We start from the raw sequence: 13694 nt of genomic DNA, 5'->3' as shown, positions 1-13694 counted from the left end.
GCATTGCGGACAGAAACTGTCCGCAAGCGTGGGTAGCGTGCCCGGCATGGCATCGAAAACCGCGACGCATCCCGTTCTCGACACCCGAGCACTGAACCGGGCGACCCTCGCACGGCAGCTCCTGCTGCGGCGCGTGCCGCGGGCGCAGATGCCCGTCGCCGGCGCGGTCGCGCACCTCGTCGGCCTGCAGGCGCAGAACGTGAAACCGCCCTACTACGCCCTCGCAGCGCGTCTGGAGGACTTCGCCCCGGACGAGCTCTCCGCGCTGATGGACACCCGTGCGGTCGGGCGGATCGTGACCATGCGGTCCACGATCCACACGCACACCGCCGAGGACTGCATGCGGCTGCGGCCCCTTGTGCAGGCCGCGCGGGACCGGGAGCTGGCTCAGTTCAGGCGCGGGCTCGCCGGGGTGGACCTCGGGCGGCTGGCCTTCGTCGCGCGGGAACTCGTCGAGGAAAAGCCGCGCACCATGAAGGAACTGCGGGAGGCACTGCTCGCGCACTGGCCGGACGCCGACCCGTTCGCCCTGTCCGTGGCCGCCCGGTGCTCGCTGCCGCTGGTGCAGGTCACTCCGAGGGGGCTGTGGGGGAGGAGCGGACAGGTCCGGCTCACCACGGCGGAGCGGTGGTTCGGCCGCCCGTCCGAGCCCGTCCCGGCCGCTGACGACACCGCACTGCGCTACCTCGCCGCCTTCGGCCCCGCCTCGGTCAAGGACTTCCAGACCTGGTCCGGGCTGACCCGGACGCGCGAGGTCTTCGAACGGCTGCGGTCCGAGCTGGCCGTCTTCCGGGACGAGCGCGGTGTCGAGCTCTTCGACCTCCCGGACGCACCCCGGCCGGCCGCCGATGTCCCGGCGCCCGCCCGTCTGCTCCCCGAGTTCGACAACCTGCTGCTCTCACACGCGGACCGCAGCCGGGTGGTGTCCGCCGAGCACAGGGCGCTCATGTGGCGGGGCAACCAGGCGTACTGCACGTTCCTCCTCGACGGTTTCCTCGCCGGGATATGGCGCCTGGAGGAGACCACGGCGACGGCGACGCTGACCTTGCAGCCCTTCGGCTCGCCCGGCCGGGCGCAGCGTGACGAACTGGCCGAGGAGGCGGGGCGGACGCTCGCCCGTATGCGGCCGGAGCTCGCCCACACCGTTCGTTTCGGCGCGGTGCGCGACCGCGGCTAGGCCGCGGGGCGGGCGGGTTCCGCTGCGCGGGGGTTCTACGGATCAGTGCGTTCAGGCGGGTTCGTGTATGTGCTCGGCGGGTTGGTGGTGGTGGGCTCGGATGTTCGGGGTGGGAGCGGGTGTCCTTCACGGGTGTGGTTCGTTGATCAGTTCGACAGGGGGGTTTCGGGGAGGACGGCCGGTCTCCCGCAATGAGGAGGACACATGACGTCTGGCAGCGCCACGGAGAGGTTCCGGGCCGGCCGGACTTCCTGCTCCAGCACCCGCGAGTGGCAGGTGACCAGCTGGGGCTCCGGCCGGACGGAGACGGTGGTGCAGGTCTCCAACAGGCCCGGCCGGCTGCTCAAGGCCCATTCGATGGGCCGCCCCAGCCCCGGGTACCAGGTCGAGCTGCTCGACCCGGCCACCGGCGAGGCGGGCGCGGCCGAGGGCGAGATCGCGGTCGACCTGTCTGCCCGGCCCGTGGGTTTGATGACGGGCTACCACGGGCACGAGGAGCGCACCGCGGAGGCGATGGCCGGGGGCTTCCACCGCACCGGTGACATCGGCTCCCGCGACGACGACGGCTACATCACGTACGTGGGTCGCAGCGACGACGTCCTGAAGGCGTCAAGATCAGGGGGCACTGCTTTTCGATCGCGGATCGCGGCGTGATGTGGGCCGGCGGCGACCGGCCCTTGCTGTAACAGTCCCGGGCAACAAGCAAGTCATATAGGGGAGAGCTGAAGAGCGATGCGTGTACCGATGACTGTCACCGACTTCCTCGACCGTGCGGAGCTGGGCTTCCGGGACTGCACCGGTGTGGTCGACGAGCCGAATCAGCCCGCACCGCCGGTGCCGACGACGACATACGGGCAGTTGGGCGACCGCGTCCGAGCCTGGCAGGCCGGGTTCGATGCGATCGGCGTCGGTGAGGGAGAGCGGGTTGCGGTAGTCAGCCACAACTCTGCCCGTTCGTTGGAGCTGCTGTTCGCGGTGACGATGAGCGGCCGGATCTGTGTGCCGGTGAACTTCCGACTCAAGCCGGACGAGGTCGAGTACGTGGTGCGGCAGAGCGGGGCCTCGGTGCTGCTCGTCGACCCCGAGCTGGACGACGCTCTGACGAGCGTCAAGGCCCGCCACCGCTTTGTCCTCGGCGCACAGACGGAGTCCGAGTTGATGAGGTTCGGTGTGGAGCCCCGCCCGTGGTCGAACCCGGACGAGGACGCCACTGCGACGATCAACTACACGTCGGGAACCACCGCGCGCCCCAAGGGGGTTCAGCTCACCCACCGCAACATCTGGGTCAACGGCCTGACCTTCGGCTTGCACACTCGCGCCTGGGAACGCGACGTTTACATGCACACGCTCCCGATGTTCCATTGCAACGGCTGGGGGATGCCGTTCGTGATGGCTGGGCTCGGCGTCAAGCAGGTCGTGCTCCGCAAGGTCGACGGGGCGGAGATCCTGCGGCGGGTCGAGGAGCATGGTGTGACGCTCATGTGCGGTGCGCCTGCCGTATGGAATGCGGTGCTGGATGCGGCGGCCACATGGGAGGGCACGGTCCCTGGCCGTGACCGCGTGCGGATCGTGTGTGCGGGTGCCCCGCCGCCGAGCAGGATGATCCGGCGGGTGGGTGAGGAGCTGGGCTGGGAGTTCACGCAGATCTACGGCCTGACCGAGACGTCACCCCTGCTCACCTTCAACCGGACGCAGCCTGTTGATGCGGAGCTGCCGGCCGAGGAACGGGCGCGCAAGCTGTCCCGTGCGGGGCTGCCGGCGCTCGGGGTCAAGCTGCAAGTCTCTGCGTCCGGAGAGGTCCTGGCGAGATCGAACGTCGTGCTCGACGGGTACTGGGACAAGCCGGAGGAGAGCGAGGTGGCACTCGAGGGCGGCTGGTTCCACACCGGCGACGGCGGCACCATCGACGAGGCGGACGGTCACCTGACGATCTCCGACCGCAAGAAGGACGTGATCATCACGGGCGGCGAGAACGTGTCATCGATCGAGGTGGAGGACACGATCTTCAGTCACCCGGCGGTGGCGGAGGTGGCGGTGATCGGCGTGCCGGACGAGAAGTGGGGCGAGACGATCAAGGCGCTGGTGGTGCCGGCCGAAGAAGCGGAGGTGAGTGAGGCCGAGATCATCGCCTACTGCAAGGAGCGGATGGCCGGATACAAGGCGCCGACGAGCGTCGAGTTCCGGGATGTGATCCCGCGAACGGCGACGGGGAAGATCCAGAAGTTCAAGCTGCGGGAGCCGTACTGGGCCGGCCACGGCCGTGGCGTCGACTGACAGGCCGCGATCCGCGCACGCAGTCGCTCGACTTGCTCTTCATCCCGTGCCGGCTGGAGATCCTGACGGACTTCCCCGTGACGGTGAGCGGCAAGGTCCGCAAGGTGGAACTGCGCCGGCGGTACGGAACGCGGTGACGGGAGCCGGGCCCGGCCACTGCGTCACAGCTCGCGGCGCATGCACACCCGCGCCCAGCGGTCGAGGCCGTGGCGTACCTCCGCGCGCCGGATCTCACGCAGCCCCACGGTCAGTTCGCGCTCCTGGAGGGTACGGAAGCCGAGCCGTGCGTAGTAGGGAGCGTTCCACGGCACGTCGGTGAACGTGGTCAGTGTCAGTGCCGTCAGGTCCTCCTTCAGAGCGTGCGCCGCAAGGTGGTCGATCAGTGCGCGGCCCACCCCCCGGCGGGCGGCGTCCGGGTGCACCGAGACCTGCTCGACATGGGCCGCGCCGTCGACCGCGTCGCTGATCAGGTAGGCGGCGACCCGGCCCGACCCGTCGACCGCGACCCATGCGTGTCCCTCGCGCCGGTGACGTTCCAGCTCCGCCAGGGAGGGCGGCTCGTCGTCGGCGATCGCCGACATGCCCAGCGCCCGGAACGGCTCCCCGGCCGCCCGCTCGATGTCCTGGAGCAGGGGGAGTTCGGCTTCCTCGACCAGTCTGATCCGCATGCGTCGAGTATGACCGGGCCGGGCTGCGCCCGTCGGCCGGCCCGTGGTCCTGCGTGTGGATCAGGCCGGATCGGTGCGCGTGCCGGGCTGCGTGATCCCGGCCTGATCGAACGAGAGGTCCTAGTGGTCAGCGCCGCCGAGGGTGCCGAGGCCGGCGTCGAACGCGCGTTCATCCGGGGGGAAGCCGCGATCCCTGCTGCCGTGGCGGAGCAGACCACTGCCGCGGGCGAAGTGGGGGAGGTGCAGGGTCAGGGCCCGGTCGCCGTGCAGGGCGACGGACATCACGACGCGCGGGCCGACGGAGCGGCGCCGCTCCAGCGGATGGATCTCGCGCAGTGAGGTGAGCAGCTGCCGGCCGGCCCGTGTCTGCCGCGGTACGAACCACAGGCCCGCCGCGGCGGCGACCGGGACCGCGGAGGCGGCGAGCTGCGGCGCCGCCACCGGCGTCGCCATGCACCCCACCGCGATCGTCACCGGCACCGCGTACAGCAGCGCACGCGCGGTGTACCAGCGGCCGTGGGAGCGCAGCAGACCCGACTGCGCGCAGCGGTCGCACAGTGCGGCCAGCGCCCTGCGCACCCGGGGCACGGTGATCAGTGTCCTCGGTGCGACGGGCCGGCGCAGCGAGGAGTGGACGGCGAGCTGCAGCGGTTCACGGATCGCGATGGCCCAGCCGTCGGTGCGTACCGTGCCAGGGCGTCCGTTGGTGACGACGCCGCGCTGCTGAAGGGCGACGAGGGCGACCGTCACGGCGGCTTCCGGGCCGCCGCGCAGCAGGGCGACGGTCTGCGCGTCCGGAGTGTCGTCGGGTGCGGGCCCCCGGGCCCTCAACAGCATCGCGGCGGCGCCGAGCCAGACCCCGCACGCTCCGACGAACCACCACATGTCGAGGGGCATCACGCCCACCTCCCCCGAGCCGTCCTGCGGCTGTGCCGGGATTGTGCCCGTCCGTAGCGTGGTCCGAAGCCTGAAAAGTCAGGTTCTGAGCTTCTTTTGAGCTGCGGTGCGGTTCGAGGGGTTACGCGCCGGTCGCGATCAGTTCGTCCGCGGGAGCGTTGACCGGCTGTGGGCAGCCCGTGAGGTCCATGACGAAGAGCGGGATGCCGAGCTGGTCCGCGCGGGCACGGGCGTCGTCCGCGTAGCCCGCGAGGGAGAACAGGACGCTCACGGCCGAGGAGGACAGGCCGTTCAGCCACAGGCATTCGACGGCGCGCAGTGTCGCGGGTCTGGTGGTGGGGTCGACCTGGGCCACCACGCCCTGGCCTCTCAGGTCGATGCCCGACACCGGCCGCACCTCCGGCTGGACCACGTCGCGGAAGCCGAGCCACTTCAGATAGAGCGCGGCCGCGGTGACCGCGTCGCGCGCAGTGCGGATGGTCACCGGCCGGAAGGTGGGGCGGGAGGTGGCAGCGGTGCGGGGCAGCGGTGTGTGCGAGGGGACCCGGCTGTCCCGGCTCCCTCCGGGCGCCGGCGCGGCCGGCGCGCTGACCGGCCGGACGGGGATGCGCAGCACCGTGCCGCACGGGCAGCCGAGCTCGGGCTGCGGCCACTGGTCCTGCCGCTCGCACGCGGGACAGCGGACGGTGACCCAGTCGTCCGTCCAGGTCCGGTGCGTGATCGGCTCGGGCCGGGCGGCGCGCAGCAGGGGCGGTGCGAGCGGGGCGCCGCACGCACACGGGTAGACGGGGGCCGCGTAGAAGTGGTCGCGGCTGCAGACCGGGCAGCGCACCGGCATGCTCTCGGTCATCGCGGCCCCCTCTTCCCCGCCTCGGCTGCCCCCATGGTCCATCACCGGTGCGGAGTTGGCGAGGTACTTCGCCCTTTCCGCCCAGGTGCCGCCGCACCGGCCGTCCCTTGACGCGACGTGGAGTGCGCCCTACATTTGCTTCCGTATAGCAAAACTTAAATTCCATAATACGGAATAGATGCTCTCAGGTGGCGCGACAGAGCCCGTTCCGACCGTTCCGACCAGATCCGACAGGCCGAAGCAGGAGCACCCCATGCCTCGAATGACCGCCGCCCGCGCGGCAGTTGAGATCCTCAAGCGTGAAGGCGTCACCCACGCGTTCGGTGTGCCGGGCGCAGCGATCAACCCCTTCTACAAGGCCCTCCAGGCCGGTGGTGGCATCGAGCACACGCTCGCCCGCCATGTCGAGGGCGCGTCCCACATGGCCGAGGGCTACACCCGGACCGCCCCGGGCAACATCGGCGTCTGCATCGGCACCTCCGGCCCGGCCGGCACCGACATGATCACCGGCTTGTACTCGGCGATCGCCGACTCGATCCCGATCCTGTGCATCACCGGCCAGGCACCGGTCGCCAAGCTGCACACGGAGGACTTCCAGGCCGTCGACATCGCCTCGATCGCGGCGCCGGTCACCAAGGCCGCGACCACGGTCCTCGAGGCCGCTCAGGTGCCCGGCGTCTTCCAGCAGGCGTTCCATCTGATGCGCTCCGGCCGTCCCGGCCCGGTCCTCATCGACCTGCCGATCGACGTCCAGCAGACCGAGATCGACTTCGACCCGGAGACGTACCAGCCGCTGCCCGTCTACAAGCCGGCCGCGACCCGCGCCCAGATCGAGAAGGCGATCGGCTTCCTGCTGGAGTCCGAGCGTCCGCTGATCGTGGCCGGCGGCGGCATCATCAACGCCGACGCCTCCGACCTGCTGGTGGAGTTCGCAGAAATCACCGGCACCCCGGTCATCCCGACCCTGATGGGCTGGGGCACCGTCCCGGACGACCACGAGCTCAACGCCGGCATGGTCGGTGTGCAGACCGCCCACCGCTACGGCAACGCGAACTTCCTCGAGTCGGACTTCGTCCTCGGCATCGGCAACCGCTGGGCCAACCGCCACACCGGCTACAAGCTCGACGTCTACACCCGGGGCCGCACCTTCGTCCACGTCGACATCGAGCCCACCCAGATCGGCAGGATCTTCGCCCCCGACTACGGCATCGCCTCCGACGCCAAGGCCGCCCTCGAGCTCTTCGTCGAGGTCGCGAAGGAGCTCAGGGACGCGGGCAAGCTGCCCGACCGCAGCGCGTGGGTCGCCTCGACCAACGAGCGCAAGGCCATGCTTCAGCGCCGTACGCACTTCGACAACGTGCCGATGAAGCCGCAGCGCGTGTACGAGGAGATGAACCGCGCCTTCGGCCCGGAGGCGCGCTACGTCACCACCATCGGCCTCTCCCAGATCGCCGGTGCGCAGATGCTGCACGTCTACAGGCCGCGCCACTGGATCAACTGCGGCCAGGCCGGCCCGCTCGGCTGGACCATCCCCGCCGCGATCGGCGTCGCCAAGGCGGACCCGCAGGCCCAGGTCGTCGCCCTGTCCGGCGACTACGACTTCCAGTTCATGCTGGAGGAGCTCGCGGTCGGCGCCCAGCACCGCATCCCGTACGTCCACGTCCTCGTGAACAACTCCTACCTGGGCCTGATCCGCCAGGCGCAGATCGGCCTGGACATCAACTTCCAGGTGAACCTGGAGTTCGAGAACATCAACTCCCCTGAGATCGGCGTCTACGGCGTCGACCATGTCAAGGTCGTCGAGGGCCTGGGCTGCAAGGCGATCCGCGTCACCGAGCCCGACCAGCTGCTGCCGGCGCTCGAGGAGGCGAAGAAGCTCGCCGCCGAGTACCGCGTCCCGGTCGTCGTCGAGGCGATCCTGGAGCGTGTCACCAACATCTCGATGAGCAAGACGGCCGACATCAGCGACGTCACCGAGTTCGAGGAGATCGCCACCCAGCCGGGTCACGCCCCGACCGCGATCAAGCCCCTGAGGGTCTGACCTCGCCGCAGCATCTGCAGTACCCGCAGGGCCCGGTCCGCACGGACCGGGCCCTTGTCGTACCCGGGCGCTAGCGTGGCCGGATGGACATGATGGACGGACTGCCGCTCATATCCTTCGCCGGGCTGCGGGAGCTGGAGGCGTGGCTGGAGGAGAACCACGGGACGGCGCCCGGCCTCTGGGTCGCGCTCGCCAAGAAGGGGTCCCAGGTGCCCTCCCCGAGCGCGGGCGACGTCAACGACGCGGCGCTCTGCTTCGGCTGGATCACCGGGCTGCGGCGCTCGCGCGACGAGGTCCGGTATCTGCAGAAGATCACCCCGCGACGGCCGCGGAGCACCTGGTCGCAGGTGAACGTCAAGCGGGTCGGCGAGCTGACGGCCGCCGGCCGTATGCGGGAGCCGGGGCTCGCGGAGGTCGCCGCTGCCGAGGCGGACGGCCGCTGGGAGGCCGCGTACGCCTCGCAGCGCGAGGCCGAGGTGCCGTCCGACCTGGCCGCAGCGCTGCGGGAGAACCCGCGGGCCCGCGAGACCTTCGAGAGCCTCGGCAGGTCGGACAGGTATCAGGTGGTCCTCGGTCTCCTGAAGGCCAGGACGGACCGGACTCGCAGGGCCCGCCTGGAGCGGACGGTCGCAGCGCTCGCGGCCGGCGAGAAGGCGAGCTGAGCGCCGGGGCGTGCCTACATGCGGAACAGGGCCCGGCCTCTGTGCGAAGGCCGGACCCTGGTCCTTGAGCGCGTGGTCCGGGACCGTACCGGATCAGGCGCTCGGTCTGTGCAGTTGATGCCGCCCGACGGTGCGAGGCCGGCGCGACAGGTCGTTCGCACCGCCGGGCGGGTCCTGGTGGGGTCGGACGGAGTCCGGCGCAGCCGCCCCAACCGCGAGGCTCCGAGAGCGGCGTTCGGGCCGGGCGGGGTCCTGGTCGGAGGTGGGGGAGGAGCTGGGACCGCGGTGGGGCGATCGGCCCGGCGGAGCGTGTCCTTCAGGTCAGAACACGTCCGGGAAGCCTTCACCACCGCACTGGCGTCGCACGACCACCGCGGTCCTCGCTTCAGCCCGCCCCGCGGACCACCCCTCATCCGGGTCCGCGTCGCGGGCTCACGCCCGGGGGTGACCTCCCGTCACTCCCCGGGCGCGGTCCTGCGGTCAGTCCTCGCGCAGCGCGCGGACCGCCTCCTCCACGCGCTTGCCGTAGTCGGCGTCGGCGGCGCGGAAGTGGGCCAGGTTCTTCTCGATCACGTCGTCGCGGGTGACCTGTGACAGACCGCCGGCGATGTTGGCGACAAGACGCGCCTTCTCCTCTTGCGACATGAGCCGGTAGAGCTCGCCGGCCTGGAAGAAGTCGTCGTCCTTGACGTGCGCGGGGGCGGCGTGGGTGCCGGTCCAGCCGTGGACGGCCAGCGGTGCCGACAGCGCGGCGTCCGTCTGGGCGGGGCCCGCGTAGGAGTTGGGCTCGTAGTTCTTGTCGTGGCGCGAGCCGTGGCGGGTGGCCATCAGGCCGTCGCGGCCGTAGTTGTCCGCGGACGTGGCCTTCGGCGCGTTCACCGGCAGCTGCGTGTGGTTCACGCCGAGGCGGTAGCGGTGGGCGTCGGCGTACGCGAACAGCCGGCCCTGGAGCATCTTGTCCGGCGAAGGACCGATGCCGGGAACGAAGTTGTTCGGGGAGAACGCGGCCTGCTCGACCTCGGCGAAGACGTTGTCGGGGTTGCGGTCGAGCACCAGGCGGCCCACCCGCTGCAGCGGGTAGTCGGCGTGCGGCCACACCTTGGTCAGGTCGAACGGGTTGAAGCGGTAGTCGGCCGCCTCCGCCGCCGGCATGACCTGCACGTACAGGGTCCAGGACGGGTTCACCCCGCGCTCGATGGCCTGAAGGAGGTCCGTCTGGTGGGAGTTGGCGTCCTTGCCGACGAGTTCCGCGGCCTGCTCGGAGGAGAGCGAACGCACGCCCTGGTTGGTCCTGAAGTGGTACTTCACGAAGAAGGCCTCGCCCGCCTCGTTGGTCCACTGGTAGGTGTGCGAGCCGTAACCGTTCATGTGGCGGTACGAGGCGGGGATGCCACGGTCGCCCATCAGCCAGGTGATCTGGTGCGTCGCCTCGGGGGAGTGCGCCCAGAAGTCCCAGACGTTGTCCGGCTCCTGACGGCCCGTGAAAGGGTCCCGCTTCTGGGAGTGGATGAAGTCGGGGAACTTGATGGGGTCCTTGATGAAGAACACCGGGGTGTTGTTGCCGACGAGGTCGTAGTTGCCCTCCTCGGTGTAGAACTTCAGCGCGAAGCCGCGCGGGTCGCGCACCGCGTCCGCACCGCCGAGCGAGTCGGCGACGGTGGAGAAGCGGACGAAGGTCTCGGTGCGCCTGCCGACCTCGGAGAGGAAGGCGGCCTTCGTGAAGCCGGTGACGTCGTCGGTCACATCGAAGTACCCGTACGCGCCGGAGCCGCGGGCGTGCACCACGCGCTCCGGGATGCGCTCTCGGTTGAAGCGCGCGAGCTTCTCCAGCAGGTGCTGGTCCTGCAGGAGGATGGGGCCACCGACGCCGGCGGTGGCGGAGTTCTGGTTGTCGGCGACGGGGGCGCCGGACTCGGTCGTAAGCACGCGCTTCGACATCGTGACCTTCCGTACGGGAGCTGCACTGGGTGACGGTTCGAGGAGCGTAGATACGAGCCGAACGAAACGTCAACAGTTTGTTGAATTTGAGGGGGAGGTTCCGGCCGGTGCCGGCGCCTGGGCGCGACAGGACAGGTGTCAGCGCCGGACACCGGCCGGAAGCTTGCGGGGCGTGACTCGCCCGGGCAGGGGTCTCCCGCAGCCCGGCGCCGTGGTCAGCCTGGACAGGGGCGGGCTTCGTTGGCTGGGGCCCGGTGGGTGGCTGATCACGCAGTGGGCAGGTCGGCTGAGCCGGTCACGGCCGAGTGAGCGGCTCAGGCCCAGGGACGCGACCTGAAGAGGCCGGCCGGGACGGGGGCCGTGCCCGGTCGGTCAGGGAGCGGACTGTCAGACCTCGGAGCCCGAGAGGCGCTCGACGGAGCGCAGCAGGGCCGAGTGGTCCAGGCCGCCGTCGCCCTGGGCGCGCAGGGAGGCGACCAGTTGGGCGACGACCGCGCCGACGGGCAGCGCGGCGCCCACGTTGCGAGCGGCGTCGGTGACGATGCCCATGTCCTTGTGATGCAGGTCGATCCGGAAGCCGGGCTTGAAGTCCCGGTTCAGGAAGTTGTCCTTCTTGCGGGTCAGCACCGTCGAGCCGGCCAGACCGCCGCCCAGGACGTCGAGCGCCGCCCGGAGGTTGACGCCGGACTTCTCCAGGAAGACCACGGCCTCCGCGCACGCCTGGATGTTGACGGCGACGATCAGCTGGTTGGCGGCCTTCACCGTCTGTCCGGAGCCGTGTGGGCCGCACAGCACGATGGTCTTGCCGAGGGCCTCGAGGATCGGCTTGGCGCTGTCGAAGTCGGCCTGGTCGCCGCCGACCATGATGGACAGCACGGCCTCGATGGCGCCGGCCTCGCCGCCGGAGACGGGGGCGTCGAGGACGCGGATGCCCTTGGCGGCGGCGTTCTTCGCCAGGTCGACGGAGGTCTGCGGCGTGATCGACGACATGTCGATCAGCAGCGCGCCCTGCCGGGCGTTCTCCAGGATGCCGTCGGGGCCGTAGGCGATGGCCTCGACCTGCGGGGACGCGGGGACCATGGTGACGATCACGTCGGCGTCCTCGACGGCCTCGGCGATCGAGCCGGCTGCGGTGCCGCCGGCCGCGGCGAGGCGGTCCAGCTTGTCCTGCTCGAGGGTGTAGCCGGTGACGGAAAAGCCGGCCTTCAGCAGGTTCTCGGACATGGGGGAGCCCATGATGCCGAGGCCGATCCAAGCGATCTTGGGGAGGGGGGTGCTCATCGGGGGTACCTCTCTGCGGGGTGTGCGTGGTGAGGCCGGCGCTGCACCGGGACAGGGGCGCGGCCGGCGGTCGGCGCGCCGGGCGCGTCAGCGCGCCGCGCGGTCGGCGGTCGGCAGCCAGTCGAAGGACTCGGTGCTCGGGCGGTCGCCGGCCTTGTACTCCAGGCCGACCCAGCCCTGGTAGCCGGCCGTCCTCAGCTCGTCGAGGAGCTGCTCGAGCGGCAGTGAGCCGGTGCCGGGCGCGCCGCGGCCGGGGTTGTCGGCGATCTGCACGTGGCCGGTCTTGTCGGCGTACGCCTCGATGACCTGGGAGACGTCCTCGCCGTTCATGGACAGGTGGTAGATGTCCAGCAGGAACTTGGCGTTGCCGAGGCCGGTCGCGGCGTTGACCCTGTCGATTACCTCGATCGCGGCCGGGGCACTGACCAGCGGATACAGCGGCGACTCCGGCTTGTTGAGGGTCTCGACCAGCAGGATCGCACCGACGTGGTCGGCGGCGCGGGCCGCGAGGACCAGGTTCTCCAGGGCGAGGGTGTCCTGGACCTGCGGGTCGGCGCCCTCGACGCGGTTGCCGTAGAGGGCGTTGAGCGCCTTGCAGCCGACCGAGGCGGCGAAGTCGGCCGCGACCTCGATGTTGGCGCGGAAGCGGTCGGACTCGTCACCCGGCACGGAGAGTGCGCCGCGGTCGGGGCCGGGCAACTGCCCGGCGTAGAAGTTCAGGCCCACCAGCTGGGTGCCGGCTTCGTCGAGCGCCTTCCCCAGCGCGTCGAGCTCCTCCTGCGCAGGGGCGGGGGTCTCGATCCACGGCCACCACAGCTCGACCGCCGTGAAGCCGGCCGCGGCGGCGGCCGCGGGGCGCTCCAGCAGCGGGAGTTCCGCGAAGAGGATCGAGAGGTTCACGTCGAAGCGGTGGTCGCTGTATCCCATGGGGGTTTGCGCCCCTTCCGTATTGCGGAAGTCTCTTTCTGTCTGACGGAATAATCTCCGGGTGTGGTGGTGGCTGTCAAGAGCGCCCACAAAAAAGAGCCTCCCGAGCGGGGCGTCGGAAGGCGGGTCAGGCCTTCTTCCGTCCCAGCTCGGGAGGCATGCGGAGGGTCGGGGGCGTCCCTCCGCGTCGGGGTGGTCTCTCAGAGCGCGTCGACGGCACTCACCTTCCAGCCGCCGGACGTACGGGTCATCGTCATCCGGACCCGGTTCAGGTCGACCCGTGAGCCGGTGACCTGGGTACTGGTGGTGACCTGGTTGACGAAGAGCAGCACCACGGCACGGTCCGGCGACACGGACACCACCGACGTCGCGGGCTCACCGCCGCCCGGCGGGCTCACCACACTCGCCTTGACGACGCCGTGGTACTTCTTCGCCGTCGGCGCCACCACCTTGTCGGTGGTCCGGCCGTACTCCTCCTTGAAGGCACCCGTCAGATGCCCACGCGCCGCGGCGAAGTCCTCGTCCAGCCGGCGGTAGTCGTACGACAGCACCACCGGCGCCGCCTTCCGCGCCGCCGCCTGAGCCTGACCGCGCGCCGCGTCGGTACGCCGCCCCTCGGCGTACTCCCACGCCAGCACGCCGGCCGCGGCAAGCGCCAGCACCGTCAGGACGGCGAGCAGCGCGCAGAGCCGCCCGCGCCGCCTCCGACGGCGTTCCGAAGAGGCCGCCGTGGTCTCCTCGGCCACCACGACGGGACCGACATGCTGATTCTCGTCCCGGCGCGCCTGCGACGCGTCGTCGGGGGCCTCGAGGCGCTCCCTCACGGGGGCGCGGGGCGCATCGAGAACGACCGGGCCGTCGGGGCCGGGCCGGACACGCTCCGACCGCTTGGACGCCGCGCGTGCGGCCGCCGTCATGGAACGGCCGCCGGGAGAGGTGGAGCCACGGCCCCGGATCGTCGCCTTCGCCACGGTCTTGC

Annotated in this window: 11 protein-coding genes and 1 pseudogene; 5 read left to right on the top strand and 7 right to left on the bottom strand. The window is 70.8% G+C overall.

Annotated elements, in window-relative coordinates; all coding sequences use genetic code 11:
* The first annotated feature begins 46 nt into the window (after positions 1 to 46).
* From IE198_RS03510 to IE198_RS03500, 3 genes and pseudogenes are all read left to right on the top strand, one after another.
* Positions 47 to 1177, top strand: coding sequence for a winged helix DNA-binding domain-containing protein (locus tag IE198_RS03510; RefSeq protein ID WP_189882420.1), 1131 nt, complete (start codon positions 47 to 49; stop codon positions 1175 to 1177).
* A 264-nt stretch (positions 1178 to 1441) separates the two neighbouring features.
* Positions 1442 to 1789: pseudogene (locus IE198_RS03505) on the top strand (AMP-dependent synthetase); the annotation flags it as partial.
* Positions 1790 to 1909: 120 nt separating this feature from the next.
* The gene (locus IE198_RS03500) at positions 1910 to 3451 is read left to right on the top strand and encodes an AMP-binding protein (protein ID WP_189882418.1); all 1542 of its coding nucleotides are present in this window, start codon (positions 1910 to 1912) and stop codon (positions 3449 to 3451) included.
* 161 nt (positions 3452 to 3612) lie between these two features.
* On the opposite strand, the gene IE198_RS03495 is transcribed toward IE198_RS03500, so the two are convergent.
* The 3 genes from IE198_RS03495 to IE198_RS03485 form a co-directional block, all read right to left on the bottom strand.
* Entirely contained in the window at positions 3613 to 4119 is a 507-nt protein-coding gene (locus tag IE198_RS03495; protein ID WP_189882416.1) for a GNAT family N-acetyltransferase, read from the bottom strand.
* 120 nt (positions 4120 to 4239) lie between these two features.
* Complete coding sequence (locus IE198_RS03490; RefSeq protein WP_189882414.1) at positions 4240 to 5016, bottom strand: TIGR04222 domain-containing membrane protein; 777 nt, start codon at positions 5014 to 5016, stop codon at positions 4240 to 4242.
* A gap of 121 nt (positions 5017 to 5137) precedes the next feature.
* On the bottom strand, positions 5138 to 5866 hold the full coding sequence (locus IE198_RS03485; protein WP_189882411.1) for a hypothetical protein: 729 nt from the start codon (positions 5864 to 5866) through the stop codon (positions 5138 to 5140).
* Positions 5867 to 6119: 253 nt separating this feature from the next.
* On the opposite strand from IE198_RS03485, the gene gcl reads away from it, so the two are divergent.
* Positions 6120 to 7907, top strand: a complete 1788-nt coding sequence (gcl, locus tag IE198_RS03480; protein ID WP_189882409.1) for a glyoxylate carboligase — start codon at positions 6120 to 6122, stop codon at positions 7905 to 7907.
* Between the two features lie 83 nt (positions 7908 to 7990).
* A complete protein-coding gene (locus IE198_RS03475) occupies positions 7991 to 8569 on the top strand; it encodes a YdeI/OmpD-associated family protein (RefSeq protein WP_189882407.1) in 579 nt (192 codons plus the stop codon).
* Positions 8570 to 9049: 480 nt separating this feature from the next.
* Here IE198_RS03475 and IE198_RS03470 read toward each other — a convergent pair whose 3' ends face one another.
* The 4 genes from IE198_RS03470 to IE198_RS03455 form a co-directional block, all read right to left on the bottom strand.
* Complete coding sequence (locus tag IE198_RS03470) at positions 9050 to 10507, bottom strand: catalase (protein WP_189882405.1); 1458 nt, start codon at positions 10505 to 10507, stop codon at positions 9050 to 9052.
* 387 nt (positions 10508 to 10894) lie between these two features.
* A complete protein-coding gene (locus tag IE198_RS03465) occupies positions 10895 to 11788 on the bottom strand; it encodes a 2-hydroxy-3-oxopropionate reductase (protein WP_189882403.1) in 894 nt (297 codons plus the stop codon).
* 87 nt (positions 11789 to 11875) lie between these two features.
* Positions 11876 to 12715: a TIM barrel protein gene (locus IE198_RS03460; protein ID WP_189882401.1), complete on the bottom strand. Its 840-nt coding sequence runs from the start codon at positions 12713 to 12715 to the stop codon at positions 11876 to 11878.
* 200 nt (positions 12716 to 12915) lie between these two features.
* Positions 12916 to 13686 (bottom strand): Rv1363c family protein, encoded by a 771-nt coding sequence (locus IE198_RS03455; RefSeq protein WP_189882399.1) that lies wholly within the window; start codon positions 13684 to 13686, stop codon positions 12916 to 12918.
* Positions 13687 to 13694: the final 8 nt, after the last annotated feature.

It is taken from the genome of Streptomyces xantholiticus, assembly GCF_014651015.1.
GTDB lineage: Bacteria > Actinomycetota > Actinomycetes > Streptomycetales > Streptomycetaceae > Streptomyces > Streptomyces xantholiticus.
This window is presented reverse-complemented; position numbering and strand designations above follow the sequence as displayed.

Bases quoted from the DNA above. Each gene is read 5' to 3' on its own strand.
- IE198_RS03500 (WP_189882418.1), top strand. From the start codon at position 1,910: ATGCGTGTACCGATGACTGTCACCGACTTCCTCGACCGTGCGGAGCTG.
- gcl (WP_189882409.1), top strand. From the start codon at position 6,120: ATGCCTCGAATGACCGCCGCCCGCGCGGCAGTTGAGATCCTCAAGCGT.
- IE198_RS03510 (WP_189882420.1), top strand. From the start codon at position 47: ATGGCATCGAAAACCGCGACGCATCCCGTTCTCGACACCCGAGCACTG.
- IE198_RS03465 (WP_189882403.1), bottom strand. From the start codon at position 11,788: ATGAGCACCCCCCTCCCCAAGATCGCTTGGATCGGCCTCGGCATCATG.
- IE198_RS03495 (WP_189882416.1), bottom strand. From the start codon at position 4,119: ATGCGGATCAGACTGGTCGAGGAAGCCGAACTCCCCCTGCTCCAGGAC.
- IE198_RS03470 (WP_189882405.1), bottom strand. From the start codon at position 10,507: ATGTCGAAGCGCGTGCTTACGACCGAGTCCGGCGCCCCCGTCGCCGAC.
- IE198_RS03490 (WP_189882414.1), bottom strand. From the start codon at position 5,016: ATGCCCCTCGACATGTGGTGGTTCGTCGGAGCGTGCGGGGTCTGGCTC.
- IE198_RS03475 (WP_189882407.1), top strand. From the start codon at position 7,991: ATGGACATGATGGACGGACTGCCGCTCATATCCTTCGCCGGGCTGCGG.
- IE198_RS03485 (WP_189882411.1), bottom strand. From the start codon at position 5,866: ATGACCGAGAGCATGCCGGTGCGCTGCCCGGTCTGCAGCCGCGACCAC.
- IE198_RS03460 (WP_189882401.1), bottom strand. From the start codon at position 12,715: ATGGGATACAGCGACCACCGCTTCGACGTGAACCTCTCGATCCTCTTC.